The sequence below is a fragment of the Paenisporosarcina sp. P4_B8 genome, from assembly GCF_056402175.1.
Window position 1 is genome coordinate 56730 of record NZ_JBFUHX010000001.1, and the last position, 18578, is coordinate 75307.

The 18578-nt window shown below is 39.7% G+C and carries 20 protein-coding genes; 11 read left to right on the forward strand and 9 right to left on the reverse strand.

Annotated features, from left to right (window positions below; genetic code table 11):
- The first annotated feature begins 18 nt into the window (after positions 1-18).
- On the forward strand, positions 19-588 hold the full coding sequence (locus AC1DSK_RS00285; RefSeq protein ID WP_477546085.1) for an MEDS domain-containing protein: 570 nt from the start codon (positions 19-21) through the stop codon (positions 586-588).
- A 47-nt stretch (positions 589-635) separates the two neighbouring features.
- Here AC1DSK_RS00285 and AC1DSK_RS00290 read toward each other — a convergent pair whose 3' ends face one another.
- The 3 genes from AC1DSK_RS00290 to desA form a co-directional block, all read right to left on the reverse strand.
- A complete protein-coding gene (locus tag AC1DSK_RS00290; RefSeq protein ID WP_477531690.1) occupies positions 636-1238 on the reverse strand; it encodes a response regulator in 603 nt (200 codons plus the stop codon).
- Entirely contained in the window at positions 1235-2371 is a 1137-nt protein-coding gene (locus AC1DSK_RS00295) for a sensor histidine kinase (protein ID WP_477546086.1), read from the reverse strand. The genes AC1DSK_RS00290 and AC1DSK_RS00295 overlap by 4 nt, the downstream gene beginning before the upstream one ends.
- A gap of 90 nt (positions 2372-2461) precedes the next feature.
- Complete coding sequence (desA, locus tag AC1DSK_RS00300; RefSeq protein ID WP_477546087.1) at positions 2462-3514, reverse strand: Delta(5) desaturase DesA; 1053 nt, start codon at positions 3512-3514, stop codon at positions 2462-2464.
- A 581-nt stretch (positions 3515-4095) separates the two neighbouring features.
- Between desA and AC1DSK_RS00305 the strand changes: the two genes are divergently transcribed.
- Positions 4096-4506 (forward strand): hypothetical protein, encoded by a 411-nt coding sequence (locus tag AC1DSK_RS00305; protein WP_477531687.1) that lies wholly within the window; start codon positions 4096-4098, stop codon positions 4504-4506.
- Positions 4507-4556: 50 nt separating this feature from the next.
- The gene (locus tag AC1DSK_RS00310; protein WP_016428520.1) at positions 4557-4823 is read left to right on the forward strand and encodes a hypothetical protein; all 267 of its coding nucleotides are present in this window, start codon (positions 4557-4559) and stop codon (positions 4821-4823) included.
- 52 nt (positions 4824-4875) lie between these two features.
- Here the strand turns inward: AC1DSK_RS00310 and AC1DSK_RS00315 are convergent, their stop codons facing one another.
- The 4 genes from AC1DSK_RS00315 to AC1DSK_RS00330 form a co-directional block, all read right to left on the reverse strand.
- A complete protein-coding gene (locus AC1DSK_RS00315; protein ID WP_477531686.1) occupies positions 4876-6255 on the reverse strand; it encodes a Glu/Leu/Phe/Val family dehydrogenase in 1380 nt (459 codons plus the stop codon).
- Between the two features lie 240 nt (positions 6256-6495).
- On the reverse strand, positions 6496-6756 hold the full coding sequence (locus AC1DSK_RS00320; protein ID WP_477546088.1) for a hypothetical protein: 261 nt from the start codon (positions 6754-6756) through the stop codon (positions 6496-6498).
- A 145-nt stretch (positions 6757-6901) separates the two neighbouring features.
- Positions 6902-7342, reverse strand: a complete 441-nt coding sequence (locus tag AC1DSK_RS00325; protein ID WP_477546089.1) for a DUF2269 family protein — start codon at positions 7340-7342, stop codon at positions 6902-6904.
- Positions 7343-7345: 3 nt separating this feature from the next.
- Positions 7346-7693 carry an ASCH domain-containing protein gene (locus tag AC1DSK_RS00330; protein WP_016428516.1) on the reverse strand — a complete coding sequence of 116 codons (348 nt, stop codon included), beginning with the start codon at positions 7691-7693 and terminating at the stop codon, positions 7346-7348.
- Between the two features lie 132 nt (positions 7694-7825).
- Here AC1DSK_RS00330 and AC1DSK_RS00335 point away from each other — a divergent pair, with 132 nt between their 5' ends.
- The 3 genes from AC1DSK_RS00335 (at position 7826) to AC1DSK_RS00345 (ending at position 10060) form a co-directional block, all read left to right on the forward strand.
- Positions 7826-7984: a hypothetical protein gene (locus tag AC1DSK_RS00335; RefSeq protein WP_477546090.1), complete on the forward strand. Its 159-nt coding sequence runs from the start codon at positions 7826-7828 to the stop codon at positions 7982-7984.
- Between the two features lie 469 nt (positions 7985-8453).
- The gene (locus AC1DSK_RS00340) at positions 8454-8996 is read left to right on the forward strand and encodes a flavodoxin family protein (RefSeq protein WP_477546091.1); all 543 of its coding nucleotides are present in this window, start codon (positions 8454-8456) and stop codon (positions 8994-8996) included.
- A 242-nt stretch (positions 8997-9238) separates the two neighbouring features.
- Entirely contained in the window at positions 9239-10060 is an 822-nt protein-coding gene (locus tag AC1DSK_RS00345; protein ID WP_477546092.1) for a squalene/phytoene synthase family protein, read from the forward strand.
- A 187-nt stretch (positions 10061-10247) separates the two neighbouring features.
- On the opposite strand, the gene AC1DSK_RS00350 is transcribed toward AC1DSK_RS00345, so the two are convergent.
- Positions 10248-11420: a M20 metallopeptidase family protein gene (locus tag AC1DSK_RS00350; RefSeq protein WP_477546093.1), complete on the reverse strand. Its 1173-nt coding sequence runs from the start codon at positions 11418-11420 to the stop codon at positions 10248-10250.
- A gap of 293 nt (positions 11421-11713) precedes the next feature.
- On the opposite strand from AC1DSK_RS00350, the gene AC1DSK_RS00355 reads away from it, so the two are divergent.
- Complete coding sequence (locus AC1DSK_RS00355) at positions 11714-12433, forward strand: 3-ketoacyl-ACP reductase (RefSeq protein ID WP_477546094.1); 720 nt, start codon at positions 11714-11716, stop codon at positions 12431-12433.
- Between the two features lie 337 nt (positions 12434-12770).
- Positions 12771-13829, forward strand: a complete 1059-nt coding sequence (cax, locus tag AC1DSK_RS00360) for a calcium/proton exchanger (RefSeq protein WP_477546095.1) — start codon at positions 12771-12773, stop codon at positions 13827-13829.
- Positions 13830-13892: 63 nt separating this feature from the next.
- On the opposite strand, the gene AC1DSK_RS00365 is transcribed toward cax, so the two are convergent.
- The gene (locus tag AC1DSK_RS00365; RefSeq protein WP_477546096.1) at positions 13893-14138 is read right to left on the reverse strand and encodes a hypothetical protein; all 246 of its coding nucleotides are present in this window, start codon (positions 14136-14138) and stop codon (positions 13893-13895) included.
- 108 nt (positions 14139-14246) lie between these two features.
- On the opposite strand from AC1DSK_RS00365, the gene AC1DSK_RS00370 reads away from it, so the two are divergent.
- The 3 genes from AC1DSK_RS00370 (at position 14247) to AC1DSK_RS00380 (ending at position 18490) form a co-directional block, all read left to right on the forward strand.
- Positions 14247-15437: an alanyl-tRNA editing protein gene (locus tag AC1DSK_RS00370; protein ID WP_477546097.1), complete on the forward strand. Its 1191-nt coding sequence runs from the start codon at positions 14247-14249 to the stop codon at positions 15435-15437.
- A 500-nt stretch (positions 15438-15937) separates the two neighbouring features.
- Entirely contained in the window at positions 15938-18055 is a 2118-nt protein-coding gene (locus AC1DSK_RS00375; RefSeq protein ID WP_477546098.1) for a type IA DNA topoisomerase, read from the forward strand.
- Between the two features lie 12 nt (positions 18056-18067).
- On the forward strand, positions 18068-18490 hold the full coding sequence (locus AC1DSK_RS00380; RefSeq protein WP_477546099.1) for a protein-tyrosine phosphatase family protein: 423 nt from the start codon (positions 18068-18070) through the stop codon (positions 18488-18490).
- The last annotated feature ends 88 nt before the right edge of the window (positions 18491-18578 follow it).

The window sequence follows — 18578 nt, forward strand, 5'->3', positions numbered from 1 at the left end:
AAGAGAAGGAATGATTACATGAAAAGTAAAATGAATCAGTTGTTTGAGGACCAAAGGAATGTGCATGTACTTTATTCATACAATGGAATGGATAATTACCATAAACAGATTATGAATTTTATACTAGATGGTATTGCCGCAGGAGATTACATAATTATTATTGAAAATGCACGTCTTTACCCTATTATTCACAAAGAGCTGAGCAAACAGTTAACGAAAGAACAAATGGAGTTCATTCACTTTGTAAACAGCTTCGATTTTTATTTTTCTAGTGGCAGTTATCATCCTCCTGCAATCACGGATTACTTTAATAAAACAGTACAGCCCTACGTGGACAATAATATCTCATTCCGTTCGTGGGCGCATGTGGAGTGGGCAACTATGGAAGAGCCCCTGCATCTCATAGAAGATTTTGAGAAAATAGTAGACGAAGCTGTAAATCAGCTGTCGTTTCCATTAATTTGTGCGTACGAAGGAAAGAGAATGCCAGACTATATAAAAAAGATTTTGATGGAAACCCATCCTTATGTTCTAATGGAAGATGATTTCATCATCTCGGAACAATACCAGACACCTAATAAGAAATAAAACACGCTTAGGAAATACCACTAAGCGTGTTTTATTTTGTAGAGTTTTTACTTAAACCAGCCTTTTTCTTTAAAACGTGAAATGGCCTCAATTCGATTGGTTACGTCCAGTTTGTCTAAGATTACGGAAATATAGTTTCTGACCGTACCGGTTGTAATGTATAGCTGACTCGCAATCTCTTTTGTGTTTTTACCGTCAGCTATCAATTCGAGTACTTGATGTTCCCGATCAGTTAATGGGTTTTCGTCGCCACTATACGCAAGGTCGATGAGCTCGGGTGCGTATACGCGGCGTCCTTCCATGATACTGCGAATAGAGTTGGCCAAATCTTCACTCGGGCTGTCTTTCAAGAGATATCCCATGACATTTGCTTTTCGAGCTCTTTCAAAATAACCTGATCGGGCAAATGTTGTAAGAATGATTACTTTACAATCGTGATCTTTCAGTTCTTCAGCAGCGTCCAAACCAGTTTTCGAAGGCATCTCAATATCCATAATGCATACGTCGGGATTCAATTGGTGGACTAAAGACAATACTTCTTCCCCATTATGCGCTTTACCGACAACCTCCATATCATCCTCCAAATCGAGTAATGAACCAAGAGCTCCTAGTAACATGCGTTGATCTTCAGCAATGACAATACGAATCATGAATTTTCCTCCTCAATTGATTGTAAGATGACGTGTGGGATCCGGATATTAAGGGTCGTCCCTTCGATGCTTAATATTTCAATGATTCCGTTGACAAATTCTAGCCGTTCTTTCATTCCACGCAAGCCATTGCCATCTGTAAATTGTTTATCTCCTTCAAGCCCAATGCCATTATCTTGTACTTGAAGAAACAATTCAGTCTGTGATTGTTTAATTAACACGTGACAAAACGTGGCCTGACTGTGTTTGACAACATTGGTTACCGCTTCTTTTAAACACATACTTAAAACATTTTCAACGAGTAATGGAGTATCTTTTAGCACTGAATTCCCTTTAACTCGGAAGTCGATTTCTGCAGCTTTCAAGATTTGCTGGACACGTAAAAGTTCATCCACCAGTTTGCCTGATCGCATATTTGAAACTAGTTCTCGTACTTCTTTTAACGCTATACGAGCCGTGTGATTGATATCATGAAGCTCGTTTTTAGCCCGAACGGGGTCTTTTTCGATTACTTTACTGGCTAAATCGCTTTTCAGTCCAATTAAAGAAAGCTTTTGACCCAATGTATCGTGTAAATCACGTGCAATTCGTTGGCGTTCCTGCATGACAAGCAATTGCGAAATGCGTTTGTTGGCATCCTCCAGCTGGCCTTCGAGCTTTTCCTGTTTATTGCGATTGTACGAATTGAAAGGCAATAAAATCACACCGATGATGCCGATTAGAATGAATGGAAATTGAGATACAAGTAGGTCGTACTGTGTGAAGAACCCAATGCTGACAGACACCATCGTGGTTACAAGGTGAACGACGTACATCGTGATGAATCCAGCTTTGTTGCGAATGTTACCTATAAAAAATGCCAGGAACAATGAAAAATAAAGATAACCAAATAATATAATCAACGTTATGCTGATGGCAATTTGAAAAGCAATCCACACATACATACGCCATCCTTTTGACATGAACGATCGGCGATATGTTAAAAAGAACCCTAAAACTAACAGCAGTCCAAGGAAACTTTCTGATGGTGAGTACGATTTGAATATATAAAATAACGGCAAAATACAAAAAATAATCCATATGTAAATACTGACATAAGGGTTTTTAGGGAAAATTTGATACCAACTTTGCATAAGTGCCTCCATAAATTAGGTGCTTTTGTCTTGAGTTAATTATAACAGACAGAAAAACCATTCCCTATGCGGAATGGTTTTCTATCTGTACTATTTCTCTTGAATGCTTGAACGTTTTGTTTGCATTTGCAAAGAAGTTTTCGTGTCGTTCAGTAAATGTTTAATTTCATTGAAGCTTACAAACGTTTTTTTCGTTTCGTCATATAGGCGGAAGTGAATCGATTGTAAACTTGTTTTCAATGTAATGGTCGTTGCTTTATGAAGAGGTGGTGTCGATTCATGTGCTTGCTCCAACAAATAGTTAGGTACTCGTGGGCTTAAATGATGCACATGGTGGTAACCGATGTTTCCTGTTAACCATTGAAGCACTTTAGGTAATTTGTAGAACGAACTGCCATCAACTGCAGCTTTTACATAATCCCATTGTTCTTCATCTTCGAAATAAGAATCTTCAAATTGATGCTGTACGTAGAACAACCAGATTCCAAAAGAACCGGCAACAATCAAGATCGTTCCTTGAATAATTGCGAACGCTTGGATGCCTACTAACCAAATCATAAAAGCATACAAGGCAACGATTGCAACGTTGATGAAGTATGTGTTGTTGCGCTCTTTCTTGCGTGCATCTTTACGATTGAAACGATTTGATACCAAGTATAAGAAGAACGGTCCTAAACCGAACATTACTATTGGATTGCGATATAGACGATAAGCAAAACGACGACCAGGTGTTGCTTCGATATATTCATCAACCGTCATAACCCAAACATCGCCAGTTCCGCGTTTATCCAAGTTACTGCTTGTTGCATGGTGAATCGAGTGATCGCGTTTCCATTTTTCATAAGCAAACAATGTCAAAATACCTGTAATGGTTCCCAAGATAGAATTGGCTTTCTTGCTCTTGAAGAATGAACCATGTGTACAGTCATGAAAAATGATAAAGATTCGAACGATAAAGCCTGATGCAATCACTGCCAAAGTGATTGTTAAAAAAATTGAAACATCTAAGCTCAAATATGCTAAGTACCATAAAATGAAAAACGGGGGAATCGTATTAATAATTTGCATGATACTCGCTGACGTATCAGACTTTTCAAATGGCGCAACTTGCTTACGCAACTGCATTGTTTTTTCCTTACTCATAGCGTCCTCCTGGAAAAAATGTATTTTAATTTTTCGTTAAAAACTTGTTACCTTAAGAATAGGGATTAGGAGCAGATAATAAAAGACATAAACGTCAAGTGGAAGGCATGACATCTATCATATAGGTCAGGATGATTAGAAGAGTTGTTTTTATTACTTATTATTTTTCTCAGACTAGAGGAAAAAATGGATTAAATTATAACCCTTGTATGAAAATCTAGCCTTTAAAGATACTTATTTTTGGCAGCTTAGCACTCTTCATAAAAGCAGCGAAAGTATTTTGTGCAAACTAGAATGATCTAAAAGCGTCAGGAAACATAGAGAGCATTTTGGAATTACACTTCCGTGAGCTCAATGTGCCTTGCGTATTTTGGATTTTCTCGTTAGGTGGAGTTTCAATTTAATGGTTTAAACTGCTGTTCAATAGAAAAATAATTGAAAACGGTGTTATTATATGACATAAGAAGCAGGTTTTCTGGAATTATTGTCGAAATCTATAACCTATGTAATTCAAAAGTTGTGTAAACTATAATGTTTGAACCTTTAATGTCTCAAATCATACAAATGGGAGATTTATCTTTATGAAAAATCAGCTCACACTTATTGTTGCTGCGAAATGGCAGCAATATTGGAATGAACGTAATATTGATGGATTGCTAAAGTTAACTGATGAACACGTTGAAGTTGTGGATGATAAAGAGTCGAATTTTGGGTTGCAATCTTTGGTGAAAAGCATTATACGAACGGGAATGACATTAAAAACCTTAAATAGTTATGTAAAAGAAGAAAAATTGGTTTTAAAACATCGAGGTATTTGGAAAAGTGATGATGGGTTGGTTATAAAAGAAGCGATGATTTATTCGTATATCATTATGAAGAACGGTAAGGTTGCTTACCTGAAGCAATTTGAGTGTCCTGAAGATGCAGAAGCTGAAAGTGGAATTTCTATTCCAATTGAAACCAAGTCTACCTTAAGCTCGTATAACACATAAAGCAAATGACTATATTAGAAATACACTACTAATAAAATTGAGGTGAATTCATGGAGAATTTAATAGGATTGATTGCAGTCGTCATGGTATTTTCAATTCCGCTCACAGCTATTATTTTGGGACATCTACGAGGAAATCAGAAGTTGAGAGCTAAAATGCTAAAAGATGAGTTGGAACTTGAAAAGTTGAAAGGTGAAAATTTTATCGCGGAAACGGAAAAAATGCGCCTTGAATTAGAAAAACTGAAATTGGATTTTACGAAAACTGAAGATCCGGTGCTATTAGAGCTTCAAAAAGAAAAAGTTACTATTATTTAATTAAATCAAAAAGTCGCATGGTGAGAAGACTCTACCCGCGACTTTTTGGTTTTTAATATAGTTTCCCTTGTTTGTATAAGACAGTCGATAATCGCGTTACCGAGTGAATATAACAGTTTTGACGAAGCGGGAAGGGGTCGCCAAAATATTGCGGAAGAATAATATCCAACGTGTTCTTCATTTTTTCGAGTAACTGGGAGTGGACTTGCTCTTCTGTATAGAACTGGGTTTCGCGACCTTGAAGCCATTCCAGGTAAGAAACAATTACACCACCTGCATTTGCTAAAATGTCAGGAATGATAACGACTCCTTTTGCGCTTAAATAATCATCTGCTTCTTTAGTGGTGGGAGCGTTGGCGCCTTCGACAATAATACGGGCTTTAATTTCTGTCATATTTTGATCTGTCAACTGATTTTCCAAAGCTGCCAGGAACAACACATCAACGTTCATGGTTAAAATATCTTCGCGTGATTGAATTTCAGCACTTACATTTATTTCTTTCAACTGTTCTGGAGTTGTTGGTAAATCCCCGTGATTGTTTGCGGAAAAGTTCACGAGTGCAGGTATATCCAGCCCATCTGCATTGAATAGAGTTACATTCCGATCGCTTACCGCAACGACTTTGTTCTGGATATGCTCACATCGGAAGGCTTCCAAGGCGGATACCGATCCTACGTTACCAAATCCTTGAACAGCTACACTCAAAGGTCGATCCACATACTCCACTGCTGTCTTGGCAAAGGGATTGGAAGATGCAGTTAATGTTTCTTCGTTTGTTTTTACATAGTCGTTCAGTAAGTAACGGAAAGTGAAGTAGACGCCTTTACCAGTTGCTTCACGTCGACCCAAAGAGCCTCCGTTGATTACACTTTTTCCTGTGAAACTACCGAGGTAGGGTTGGCCGGGATTGATTTTTTTGTATTCAGCCATCATCCAGTCCATTTCACGTTCGCCTGAGCCTACATCCGGTGCCGGAATGTCTTTGTCTGGACCTAAGACGTTATTGAAATAGCGTACATACTTAATGCAAATGCGTTGCAATTCCTGTTCAGAAAATGCTTTGGGATCAATAATGATTCCGCCTTTTCCTCCTCCAAAAGGAACATTATGTAGGGAGTTTTTTAATGTCATTAAAAACGCTAGATTCACGACTTCTTCTTCATTGACGGACTCATGAAAACGAATCCCACCCTTATATGGTCCCAGTGCATCATTATGATGGACACGATAGGAAGGAATGCGGATTACTTCCCCTGCTTCCAGGGGAATACGTAAAAATGATTTATGTATCTGGTTCGGTGTTGAAAGGATTGCGCTGAGAGAAGTGAACGCCGTTTTGCGCATGTCTCCTTTTAATTCAGGCAGAAATGATTCATTTTCCAATAATGCATTCAATGATTGCTGAACAATCGTTCTTGTTTGTTCTTCCATTTGTGAAGCACCTCCGAATTTATTCGTCTACTTCTATTGTTACCCTTTTGAAGTTTGTATAAAACGGTGAAGACCCATCAGCGAACTGATGGGTCTCTTTAATTGATAAATGCATGAGCATCCAATTTGCGGGAATACTTAAATTTAAAAATTTGGTTTGTTATATCGAAATTTACGCTAGCTGCAAAGACACTCTGACAGCATTCATTAATAGATAAAAATAAAGGATTTCTCTTTCGCCTAGTGAAGTCGATTCAATCTTTCTTTTTGTTCGCTTAACTGATCCTGAAGTAAACTAACCGGATCTGTTTGCCCTTGGTTTTTCAGCGCATTTTCGACCGCCCGATCAGCACGCTCAATCATTTCGTGGGCTTGGTGGATAAATTGCTCAGAGGGGTTCGTTAAAGCTTGTCCTACCGCCATCGCAGCATTGTCTACTGAATTGTGTAATTGCCCAATGATTGTATCTTCTTTCCAGCTCATTTGTGTATGGTCTTCCATAGAAAGTCCTCCTTATATTTAACCAATAAATATATCCATCCCTCTTACTATGGCAATAATTGCCCAAATTATTCATTAATAAGAAAGCATATCAAAGAACGAAAAAAACGATGCAGGATGAAAGTTCATCCTGCATCGTTTCAATTCACCACAATGTTGGCTTTATAACCATTAAAGCAAGCATAAGTACCAATAATATAATATAAATCCATGTTGCTTTTCGAAGTTTGGAAATTAAAGAAAAACGATCAGCTTCAACGTCATCAAATTTCTTGAGAATGCTTGAAAATGCACGGGCAAGAAAGAAAATGGAAACCACCATAAGTGCAATAGTCATTACAATCCATGACGTATACCATGGCCAAGGTCCAATGATAATGAGTAAAACTCCGGAGCCGACGAGGACATGCCCGGCATGCTTTATGAGTCGAACAACTGAACGGAAAATGGAAATGTATGATTGATCAAGCTGGCGATCACTTTCTTGCATTTTCCGCAGAACAACAAACAACACAAACAAGGGACCTACTGACAAAACCGCACTTAAAACATGGATGAAGACGATGTAAATGGAAAAATCATTCATAGTTTAAGCTTTTACCGGGGAAAATTCATGAACCCATACAGTCATTGTAGGCAACCAAGGCATGCCAGGGTGGTATGACAAAATCGATTGTTTGTAGTCTTCGACTGATTGAAAACCTTCTTGACGTGCGTGTTCTTCGTTTAAGTCACCAAGTGCTTGGATGTACACATTGTTGATGATGAAGGACTGTCCGTTTAATTCCATAATCTCACCAATATCGGCATAACGACCGTTACGACGTGTTGCTGTTTTTACACCTTGCAGTACTTTTTCAATATCAGATTCCATCGTAATTAGACGTTCGATTGAACATGTTTTTGGTGGTAAATTCGTTTGCTCAGGATTTGTCATTTTAGATTCCGCCTTTTTCATAAGTTAGTTTAAATTCTTTATTGGGTATCTTGTCCAGTAAGTGACCCTTTTCCAGTGTACACGTTAAAAGGAGTTTGGACTACGAGTTACAGTAATTCTGGAGGTTTCGATGTGATTGAAAACACAAATGAAACAGTGTTGGCCATACGCACGGTGAATCAATTGCCTGAAGTAGACATTCATAGTTTAGTGGTTGTTGGGCGGTCTAGAATTGATGCAGGAGTATTGTGCATCCAATCAAAAGCGAAAGAGGGCTATGATTCCTGTTGATCCGACCGTTATACCCACAGGTATCGAATGTGCTGATGATGAAATACTGCCATTCCGCAAAGATGCCTTTGCAGTTTCCTATGAAAGACGTATAAAAGGCGAGTAAGGGAAAAGTTATGCACGGATAAATGGGTAGCTGTCCACACTTTGTGCATAGATTGGGATAATGAAGGGTTATCCACATGTGGATAAAGAAGAACTTATTATCTGTTTCTGTTTCGGCATCGCTGCGCTTGCTTCGAAACTTGAAAGAACGTTGCAACGCTGAGCTACTTCGTCGGAAATGGGGTAGATTCCTGCGGGAAAGCGGTGCTGTTTTGCGAAATATAACCAGCAAGATTTAATAAAGCTTTTGTGAAAAATCAACAGTAACAGTTAACAGAGCTTGTTTCGTTATTTTTATAATGATTGTGGCATACACTATTAATTGCCTTCATAATTTAATCAACATAAAGGAGAATAAACCGTTATGAGCATTGCTGTGATATACGGGAGTACCCGACAGAATGGAAATACAGAGCATTTAACCAAATTTGCAATCGAAGGAATTGAAGTTGAACAAATTTATTTGCGAGATTATAAAATTGAACCAATTGACGACCGCCGCCATTCGGAAAGTGGCTTTTCAGATGTGAATGATGATTACAACGGGTTAGTGGAGCGGATGATGAAACATGATACCTTCATATTTGCGACACCAATCTATTGGTACAGTATGACTGGGACCATGAAAAACTTTATTGATAGATGGTCTCATACTATGCGGGATGAGAAGTTCCCGGGTTTTAAAAATCAGCTTGGTACGAAAAAAGCTTATGTCATTGCTGTAGGTGGCGACAATCCTCATGTAAAAGGCCTTCCTCTAATTCAACAATTCAATTATATATTTCAGTTTATGGGAATATCTTTCGAAGGGTATGTTCTCGGAAAGGCAAGTCGTCCCGGTGATATTTCAGAAGATTTTCGTGCAATCTCCGCGGCCACAGAGCTCAATCGGAAATTAAAAAAATAATACGGAATGTATAAAGAGAGAGTGCTGTGTATCAATGGATTAATGGGATTGTAAATGTCCTATTAAGCCAAAAGATATATGGCATTTTTTAGGTTGGCCATCGGTCTTTATTACTAGTTTCTTGAATTTTCTATCTTCGTTGCGTACGAAATCTAATTTTTATTGTATGATAAGAGGATTAAAACCTTTTGAAATAGTCATATCATAGAAATACATAAGGATCGGAACGGGAGGAATCGAGAATGAGTGAGGCAGTCTTACTGCAACGGGAAGCGATGGATGTGTTAAAACAAACAAGTCGTACATTTTTCATTCCCATTAACTTTTTGGAACCTACGTTAAGAAAAACGGTGGCGTCTGCGTATTTATGTATGCGAGCGATTGATGAAATCGAAGATCATCCATCCATGAAGGCCGAAACCAAACGTCAATTACTAACGTCGATCAGCGAAATTATGAAAACAACATTTGACCCTGAAAAATACCGTGCACTGATACTGCCTTATCAAAACTTGCTTCCGATTGTGACGCAACGCCTCGGTGACTGGATTTTATTGTGTCCGCCAGATGTGGTGGAAAAGGTAAAAGAGTCGACTGCTGTTATGGCGGAAGGTATGGCCAAATGGGTGGACAAGGACTGGCGTATCAAAACCAAAGAAGATCTTGATGATTACACGTATTATGTAGCAGGGCTTGTGGGATGCATGCTGTCCGATTTGTGGAAATGGCATGATAATACAGAAACCGACCGGGAAAAAGCAATTGCTTTTGGACGAGGGTTGCAAGCTGTAAACATTCTGCGTAATCAAGATGAAGACTGGGAACGTGGAGTACGTTTCTTACCTGATGGGTGGGAGCGTGAGGATTTATTTTTATATGCAAAGCAAAACTTGGCAATGGGAAGCGATTATGTGAAAGATATTAACAATCGTGGCATTACGATGTTTTGTAAAGTGCCGTTGGCTTTGGCGAACAGTACGTTAAAAGCGATGAAAATCGGCCGAGAAAAAATTTCTCGAAAAGAAGTCGAATCGATTGTTACTGAACTGGAAAGCCAACATTAATTCATCATGTGAAAAGTGCCAAAAACCAATGGTGGGAAGATTTTAATGTCCCCTGGATCTATTGGGATCTGGCACTTTGTTTAGTTATCTCGCTTGTGCTGATTTACCGAGCTGAGTAAGACAAAGTTGTTTAGAATAGAAAAACGAGCGGTGCCTGGCCAAGGAGTTGGCTAGATACCGCTCGTGTTTATTGTTGTGCTTTTAAATAGATGGCAGCGAATAGCTTGGCTGTCATCAACATGGCTTTTTCGTCAAAATCAAACTGTTCATGGTGGTGGGGAAATACGCACGATTCGTCTTGTAATTTTGCACCCACAAAGAAATAGGCTCCCGGCACAACTTGTGTGTAGTAACTGAAATCTTCTACAGGCATGATTGGCATTGTTTCAATGACTGCATCTGCTCCGTAAAGTTCATAACCTGCCTGTCGGACTATATCCATCGCTTCTGCGTGGTTCCATAATGCGTCGTATCCATTTTCAATGGTGACAATTGCTTTTGCACCAAGGCCAATTGCCACATTTTCTGCAATTTCACGTACGCGACGGCTTGCCAATTTGCGCAGCTCCGGATCGAATACCCGAATGGTCCCTTCGAGCACCGCTTCACTCGGTATGACATTGTCGGCATCGCCGGCATGGAACTTCCCGATCGAAACGACCAGTTCCTTTAAAGGATCTGCATTTCGACTGACGATGGTTTGCAATGCAACCATGATATGGCTTGCTGCCAATATGGGATCGACGCCGTTATGCGGTTCTGCTCCATGTGTACCGGATCCACGCACCACTATTTTAATCGTATCTTCAGAAGCTTGAAGAAAACCATTCCGTACATATACATAACCGCTTTCCATTTTGCTTTGCAAGTGCGCACCGTAAACGAGGTCAACCCCTTCAAGACAACCGTCTTCAATCATGGCTCGCGCTCCGCCCGGGGATAATTCTTCTCCGAATTGGTGGATGAGCACGATATTGCCCGGCATATCCTCTTTCACTTCCATCATAGCTTTCGCAAATCCAAGCAAAGCTGAAGTATGTCCATCATGTCCGCATGCATGCATCACTCCGGGAACGGTCGATTTATAAGGAATATCTTTCATATCTTGAATGGGCAATGCATCAAAATCCGCTCTGAAGGCGATGGTTTTTCCTGGCTTTCCGCCTCTGATTGTACCGACGACACCTCGTCCGCCTACCCCGCGTTTCACTTCTACACCGATTGACTCTAACTGAGCAGCGATGAATGCTGGTGTCTCCACTTCCTGGTGGGACAGTTCAGGATGCATATGTAGATGACGACGAACAGCGACCATTTCATCGAAGGCTTGTTCCAATTTATGTAGCAATAGTTTTTCCATTTTCATTCCTCCAAGCGTGTAATATAGATTATAAATTATTGTAACAAATCGCCAGTTGTGTGCATAATAAATTTTCATTTTGAATGTTTATGCAATCAAGTGAGAAGATGATCTACGGATGAGACAGTTTGCTTTTATCTCACCAATCGATTGGTTAAAATAATTTAGTGCGTTGAAAGACAGGGCAGTAGCTTTCGCGATTCCACCACACGTATATTGCTTGTCTAGAAGACAAATTACTTCTCATATGGGGAGTGGATTTTTATACACAGGATGAATAGGAGGAAATCATATTGGCTACATCTCTACAAGGAAAGAACGCCATAATTACAGGTGCAGGACGCGGAATTGGCCGTGCCATTGCGGTAGCTTTAGCTAAAGAGGGAGTGAATGTTGGACTCCTTGCTCGATCTGAAGAACATTTGCTACAAGTCGTAAAAGAAGTGGAAGGAACAGGTGTGAAAGCAGTTTTCGCAACCGCTGACGTTTCTTCAAATGACGAAGTGACACGTGCAATTGAGTCATTGACGAATCAACTGGGTACAGTCGATATATTGATTAATAATGCTGGCATTGCGAAATTCGGTAAATTTATGGACCTTGAAATTGCTGAATGGGAAAAAATCATTCAAGTGAATTTGATGGGTGTTTATTATGTTACTCGTGCTGTTTTGCCGGGAATGATCGAGCAACAAGCGGGAGACATTATCAATATTTCTTCTTCTGCGGGACAAAAGGGTGCACCGATTACAAGTGCATATAGTGCTTCGAAATTTGGGGTTCTTGGGATCACTGAATCACTCGCAATGGAAGTACGTAAGCACAATATCCGTGTCACCGCGTTGACGCCAAGTACAGTAGCTACAGATTTAGCAATCGACAATGATTTGACTGATGGCAATCCAGATAAAGTGATGCAACCAGAAGATATTGCAGAATTTATCGTTGCCCAATTAAAATTAAACAAGCGAATCTTTATAAAAGAAGCGGGACTGTGGTCAACCAATCCATAGAATCTCTAAAATGATGTCAGGGGATGGGCGAATTTCGCCATCCGCTCGGCATTTTTTATTGCAATTAACGTTTATAGCTCTTTTTGCAAAAAGAGACCGCCTGTTTTTAATTCAATTTGATGATGATATTTGCTTAGTTGGAAAAGTGAAAGATGGGTATCCTTTTAGTACAGAATCTAAGAAATCATTTTTGATTCAGATTTAATCTATGAAATCACTTTAGCGCAAAGTTGCCCGCCCATTAAATTTTTTCAAAACGTGTAGAATCTCCTGTTGATTGGGTATGGATAAAGGAATATCATATAATTTAGAATTTCTTTTATTGGAGAGTGAATGTATGAATCGGATTTTTACTATTCTTGTACTGGTCGGGGTACCATTAACATTTGTGGCATCATTATTGCATTGGTCGAGTATTGCCATGTTTATTATTTGTTCGGTGACTGTTATCGCGATATCTAGCTTTATGGGACGAGCGACTGAAAGTTTGGCAGTGGTCAGTGGGCCACGAATTGGTGGGTTACTGAATGCCACGTTTGGGAATGCGGTAGAGTTGATTATTTCTATCTTTGCCCTACAAGCTGGTTTAATTGGCGTCGTATTGGCCTCTTTGACTGGTTCGGTACTCGGGAACTTATTGTTAGTTGGAGGACTTTCCTTCTTCATGGGTGGACTGAAATTCAAACGCCAGAAATTTAGCATCCATGATGCCCGTCATAATTCTGGATTACTCGTTTTCGCAGTTCTTGTGGCGTTCGTTATTCCGGAAATTTTTTCTATGTCCATGAATGAATCGAAAACGTTGCAGTTAAGCGTCGGGATTTCAATTATCATGATTGTTCTGTATTTAGCTGGACTGGTTTTCAAATTGGTCACACATCGCGGTGTATATGCACATAGTGAAGGTGATGGAACAACTGAAGAACATGAAGAACCTGAATGGTCGAAGAAAAAAGCTTTGACCATCTTGCTGTTATCGACACTGGCTGTTGCTTATGTGTCTGAAAATCTAGTTCATACTTTTGAAGCGGTAGGAGAACAATTTGGATGGTCCGAACTATTCATTGGGGTAATCATCGTTGCAATTGTAGGGAATGCAGCTGAGCACTCATCTGCCATCTTAATGGCCCTGAAAAACAAAATGGACGTTGCCGTGGAAATTGCCATTGGTTCTACGTTGCAAATTGCTATGTTCGTAGCTCCTTTGCTCGTCATTATTTCTTTATTTATGCCTACAGCAATGCCGCTAGTTTTTACCATGCCGGAACTCGTAGCCATGGCTACGGCTGTTCTCTTAACGATCAGCGTTTCCAACGACGGGGAGTCCAATTGGTTTGAAGGACTCACATTGCTTGCCGCTTATCTTATTATGGGCATTGGTTTTTATTTATTATAATATCCAAATTACCGAACGAAAAAAGCTTTTGACTTTAATCAGTCAAAAGCTTTTTTTGCACCATCATTTCCACATGGGTATTAATTTCACAAATCGATTTGGATTGTTGACACGTATTGCGGTTAATGGATTGAAGTTACCCACTTCCAGATAGGATGTTCGTTTTGCATTTTTCCCCATCAACATTGTAGAATCAAAAAAACTAGCTACAATAATCCCTTGATATCTATTTAAACTTTTCGCATGAAATAAAGGAAGTGGAAAGTCAGTTTTATGCCCAGGTTCAGATTGGTATATATCTGTTTTCATTCCATGGCTCCTCTATGCTAATTGATGGTACATTATGTTATATATCCATTTTTCAAGGTGATAAGTCATATGCATCAAAATCTGCAACATAAAAGGAGAATATTTAAATTGAAACATAAATTATTTTACCAAGATGCTTACTGCCAAAAAGGAAAATCAATTGTAGTGAGTCAGATGAAAGACGAATCCGATAGATGGTATGTCACGTTAGAAGAAACACTCTTTTATCCAACTGGTGGAGGACAGCCCCACGACACAGGTGCCATAAATGAAGTTGAAGTCATTGATGTGGAGGAAGTAGACGGTGAAATCCGACATTACATATCAGAACCATTGCTCGAAGTGGGTGACGCGGTTGAGTTTGAAATTGATTGGAACCGTCGATTTGATTTCATGCAACAGCATACGGGACAACATATATTGACAGCTGCCTTTGTTGAATTGTTTGGCATACAAACGACCAGTTTTCATTTAGGAAAAGAACTGGTTACGATTGATTTGGATGTGAAGAATGTATCAGACGAGCAATTGCTGGAAGTGGAGAAACACGCAAATCAAATCATATTAGATAACCGGCCAATCGAAACGAAGTGGGTCACAAAAGACGAATTGTCAGATTACCCACTTCGAAAGCAAGTAACAGTTGAAGAAGACATTCGTTTGGTGATTATTGCAGATTTCGATTATAACGGTTGCGGAGGAACACATCCATCATCCACTGCTCAAATCGGTTCGCTAAAGATTCTTGATACGGAAATGCAAAAAGGAAAAGTACGAGTGCATTTTGTTTGTGGAGGACGAGTACTGAATCAACTTCACCGTAAACAAAAGACTTTGCAAGAAGTGACACACCTGTTGAGCGCATCTGAAGAAGGGTTATCGCAGGCAGTAAAAGTGCTGCTCGACAATGGGAAGAGGATTGAGAAACTGATCGATGAATCTCGTGAGCAGTTACTGAACTATGAAGTGAAGGAGTTACTTGCGGATAATGTCAGCAACGATTCCATTGAACGTATTTTTAAACAACGCCCGATTCAGGATTTGCAAAAACTGGCTCGTCTTCTTGTAGTTGAAGCACCTGCCTTTCGTGTCATCTTTATAGCGGAAAATGAAGGTTTGCTACAGGTCGTTCTTGCCCGCGGACTTGAGAACGATACAAATATGAAGCAATTGTCTGCACAGATTTTGCCTATTATCAACGGTAAGGGTGGCGGCTCAGAAAGCTTTGCTCAAGGTGGAGGGACGACCGAGCTTACTGGACAAGAATACTTGTCGCAAATTCATCAATACCTCATATAAGTGTTGCTCAAAAACCGGATCTAATCTGAATGACAGCACTTGAAAAGGCTGTTGCTCACTTAAAAGGTGAAGAAGTTGAAGAATCCATTCCAGTTGAATTGGAACTGGTCAAAAAATAAGCTTACTGGTTAGTGCCAGGTGCCGAAACATGGAGAGGGACAGACCCAGTGAATTTCCCTCGACATATAAGGTACCTGGCTTCTTTTGTATGTGTTTCTCCAAGTTGACTTGCTGATGAGACGTGTTTGATTGATAAATGTGTTAGTTTGAGCGATAAAACTCGATTTTGAGCGATAAATCTCCAGTTTGATCGATAAATGGTCCGATCTGAGCGATAAATCTTTTCAACTATGTAACTACCATCTCGGTGTAGAGTTAACTTGTTTAATGAGACGATTAAGACAAGGCTAACAACGAGACTAGTCATTGAAAAGTAGAATGTGCGTTCGGTAGATGCTATACTTTTTTTACATAAGGCTAAAAATAAAGGTGGGGGTTTTGTGAAACCGGTTATTGTTGCAGAAAAGCCGAGTCAGGCGAAGGCATATGCAGATGCTTTCAAAGTGAAGAAGCAGGAAGGCTTTTTTGATGTACAACCGTGCGAGGTTTTCCCGCAAGGCGCCTATATTACATGGGGAATCGGGCATCTGGTCGAACTGCGCGATCCAAAGGCCCATAATCCTAAATGGACGAAGTGGTCTCTTCAGACATTACCTATTTTGCCTGATGAATTTCAATTTCAAATTGCTAAAGGCAAGGCAAAACAGTTTGGAATCATTAAGAAATTGATTTATGAGACTGATACGGTAATCAATGCATGTGATGTTGATCGTGAGGGGTCCAATATTTTTTATAGCATTTTTGATTACACGCGTGCCCGCAACAAGACAATCAAACGCTTATGGATTAATTCTCTGGAAGTGGATGAAGTACGTAAAGGATTTATACAGTTGCAGGACAACCGCAAGGATTTGCTTATGTATGAAGAAGCGAAGGCGCGTCAAATGAGTGATTGGCTTGTTGGGATGAATGGTTCTCGTCTTTACACGTTGCTTATTCAACAAAAAGGAATTCGTGAAGTGTTTTCTATAGGGCGAGTTCAATCACCTACAGTTTACCTGATTTACCAACGGGCCCTTGAAATTGAACGATTTGTTCCTGAATCCTTTTTTGAATTGGAAGGAACGTTCAAAGCGGAACATGGTTCTTATAAAGGGAAAACGAAAGGCAAAATGAAGCGCCTTGAAGAAGCTCAACAATTATTAAATAAACATCAAATAGACGGTTTGCTTCCAGGCACTGTGAAGCAACTGAAAACGGAAGATAAAAAGATTCTTCCACCTAAACTTCATGCATTATCCACCATTCAGGCAACAGCCAATCGCAGATGGAAATATAGTCCTGCGAGAGTGCTATCGACGATGCAAAGTTTGTACGAAAAGAAACTTGTCAGCTATCCGAGAACAGATACTCAGCACATTACACCGAATGAATTTTCGTATCTTGTTAATCAAGTTGAAGCTTACCAACAGCTTATTCAGCAACCTTTCCAAGTTGCTTCAAGGAATCCAAGTAAACGGTATGTCGACAGTTCAAAAGTGCAGGAACACTATGCAATCATTCCAACGAAAAAAATTCCGAGCGACAAACAATTGGCTGGTTTGTCTCGTGAGGAACGAAATTTGTATGAAGAAGTGTTAAGTACCACACTCGCGATGTTCCATTCAGATTACTTATACAAAGAAACAACGGTGACAACTGATGTAAATGGACTGGACTTTTTCTCGAGCGGCAAAACGGAAATCGATAAAGGTTGGAAAGCATTGTTTTCGAATGAAAAAGAACCGTCTTCAGCAAAAGAGCCCAATTTACCGAGGCTTTCACTGCATGAACAAGTGAAAAGTAAAGTGGCAATTAAAGAAGGTCAAACTACGCCACCAAAGCCATACACAGAAGGCCAGCTCATTGCTATGATGAAAACCTGTGGGAAGTTTGTGGAAGATGCAGTGGATACTGAAATTCTTAAAGAAGTGGAAGGGCTCGGAACGGAAGCGACGCGGAGTGGAATAATTGAAACGATTAAACGACATGGGTATATTGAAGTTAAGCGAAATATCGTTTCCATTACTGAAAAAGGACGTGTCCTTTGCGAAGCGATTGAAGGAAATTTACTTGCAAGTCCCGTCATGACCGCAAAATGGGAAGCCTATTTAAAGAAAATCGGAACGGGTAATGGCTCATCCGAATTGTTTTTAGGCAGTATAGCTAAATACTTGAACCAATTGATTCATGATGTGCCGACGCAGCTGAGCGATAAGACTTTTCACATGACGACGGAAACGTTTGTCAGTAGAAAAGAAGTTGCGACTTGCCCGATCTGTAAAAAAGGAACCATTATTTCAAGGAAGAATTTTTATGGTTGCTCTGGCTATAAAGAGGGATGTAAACAAACGTTTCCGGCCATGTTCCTAAAGAAACGGTTGTCCGTCAAACACATTGAAGATTTATGTGTGAAAGGGAAAACCGACCTAATTAAAGGGTTTGTTTCAAAAACGGGCAAAAACTTCAATGCCAAGCTGACATTCACTAATGGTCAATTAAAACTGGATTTTAACTAGGAGGATGACACAATGAACGAAAAAAATTATCAAGCGTTAATCGACGATCGTATATTTATTGGTGGGGTTAACGACGTACCACATGCGATTGAAGACGAAAAAATCGACGTGGTATACGATTTGCGTGCGGAAGTTGCGGCTTCATCAAGTGAAATCAGCAAACATCAGCCAATTGTGGATGATGGGGAATTCCAAGATGAATCGATTCGGACTGGTGTCAAACAAATTGTTCAGGATTACCAGGATGGCAAGAAAATCTTCTTCCATTGCAATACCGGTCGCGGTAGAGCAGGAACTATGGCTGTGGCTACGTTGATGGAACTCCGTTTAGCTGATTCAATTGAAGAAGCTGAAGCGAAAGTGAAAATGATTCGTCCTGAAGTGAACGTAAAACCTCAATTCAAAGAGGCTTTAACCCGTATTTATGGAAAATAAATAAAATTGTCATTCCGAAGCAACCTTGAGGAGGATCAAGGTTGCTTTTTTTTATCTATATAAAGAACGAACGAAAGGGTACAAGGAA

Coding starts and splice junctions, on each gene's coding strand:
- AC1DSK_RS00295 (WP_477546086.1), bottom strand. CDS start 2,371: ATGCAAAGTTGGTATCAAATTTTCCCTAAAAACCCTTATGTCAGTATT.
- AC1DSK_RS00350 (WP_477546093.1), bottom strand. CDS start 11,420: ATGGAAAAACTATTGCTACATAAATTGGAACAAGCCTTCGATGAAATG.
- AC1DSK_RS00310 (WP_016428520.1), top strand. CDS start 4,557: ATGGAGAATTTAATAGGATTGATTGCAGTCGTCATGGTATTTTCAATT.
- AC1DSK_RS00380 (WP_477546099.1), top strand. CDS start 18,068: ATGAACGAAAAAAATTATCAAGCGTTAATCGACGATCGTATATTTATT.
- AC1DSK_RS00325 (WP_477546089.1), bottom strand. CDS start 7,342: ATGAATGATTTTTCCATTTACATCGTCTTCATCCATGTTTTAAGTGCG.
- cax (WP_477546095.1), top strand. CDS start 12,771: ATGAATCGGATTTTTACTATTCTTGTACTGGTCGGGGTACCATTAACA.
- AC1DSK_RS00345 (WP_477546092.1), top strand. CDS start 9,239: ATGAGTGAGGCAGTCTTACTGCAACGGGAAGCGATGGATGTGTTAAAA.
- AC1DSK_RS00330 (WP_016428516.1), bottom strand. CDS start 7,693: ATGACAAATCCTGAGCAAACGAATTTACCACCAAAAACATGTTCAATC.
- AC1DSK_RS00340 (WP_477546091.1), top strand. CDS start 8,454: ATGAGCATTGCTGTGATATACGGGAGTACCCGACAGAATGGAAATACA.
- AC1DSK_RS00290 (WP_477531690.1), bottom strand. CDS start 1,238: ATGATTCGTATTGTCATTGCTGAAGATCAACGCATGTTACTAGGAGCT.
- AC1DSK_RS00365 (WP_477546096.1), bottom strand. CDS start 14,138: ATGAAAACAGATATATACCAATCTGAACCTGGGCATAAAACTGACTTT.
- AC1DSK_RS00320 (WP_477546088.1), bottom strand. CDS start 6,756: ATGGAAGACCATACACAAATGAGCTGGAAAGAAGATACAATCATTGGG.
- AC1DSK_RS00315 (WP_477531686.1), bottom strand. CDS start 6,255: ATGGAAGAACAAACAAGAACGATTGTTCAGCAATCATTGAATGCATTA.
- AC1DSK_RS00285 (WP_477546085.1), top strand. CDS start 19: ATGAAAAGTAAAATGAATCAGTTGTTTGAGGACCAAAGGAATGTGCAT.
- desA (WP_477546087.1), bottom strand. CDS start 3,514: ATGAGTAAGGAAAAAACAATGCAGTTGCGTAAGCAAGTTGCGCCATTT.
- AC1DSK_RS00305 (WP_477531687.1), top strand. CDS start 4,096: ATGAAAAATCAGCTCACACTTATTGTTGCTGCGAAATGGCAGCAATAT.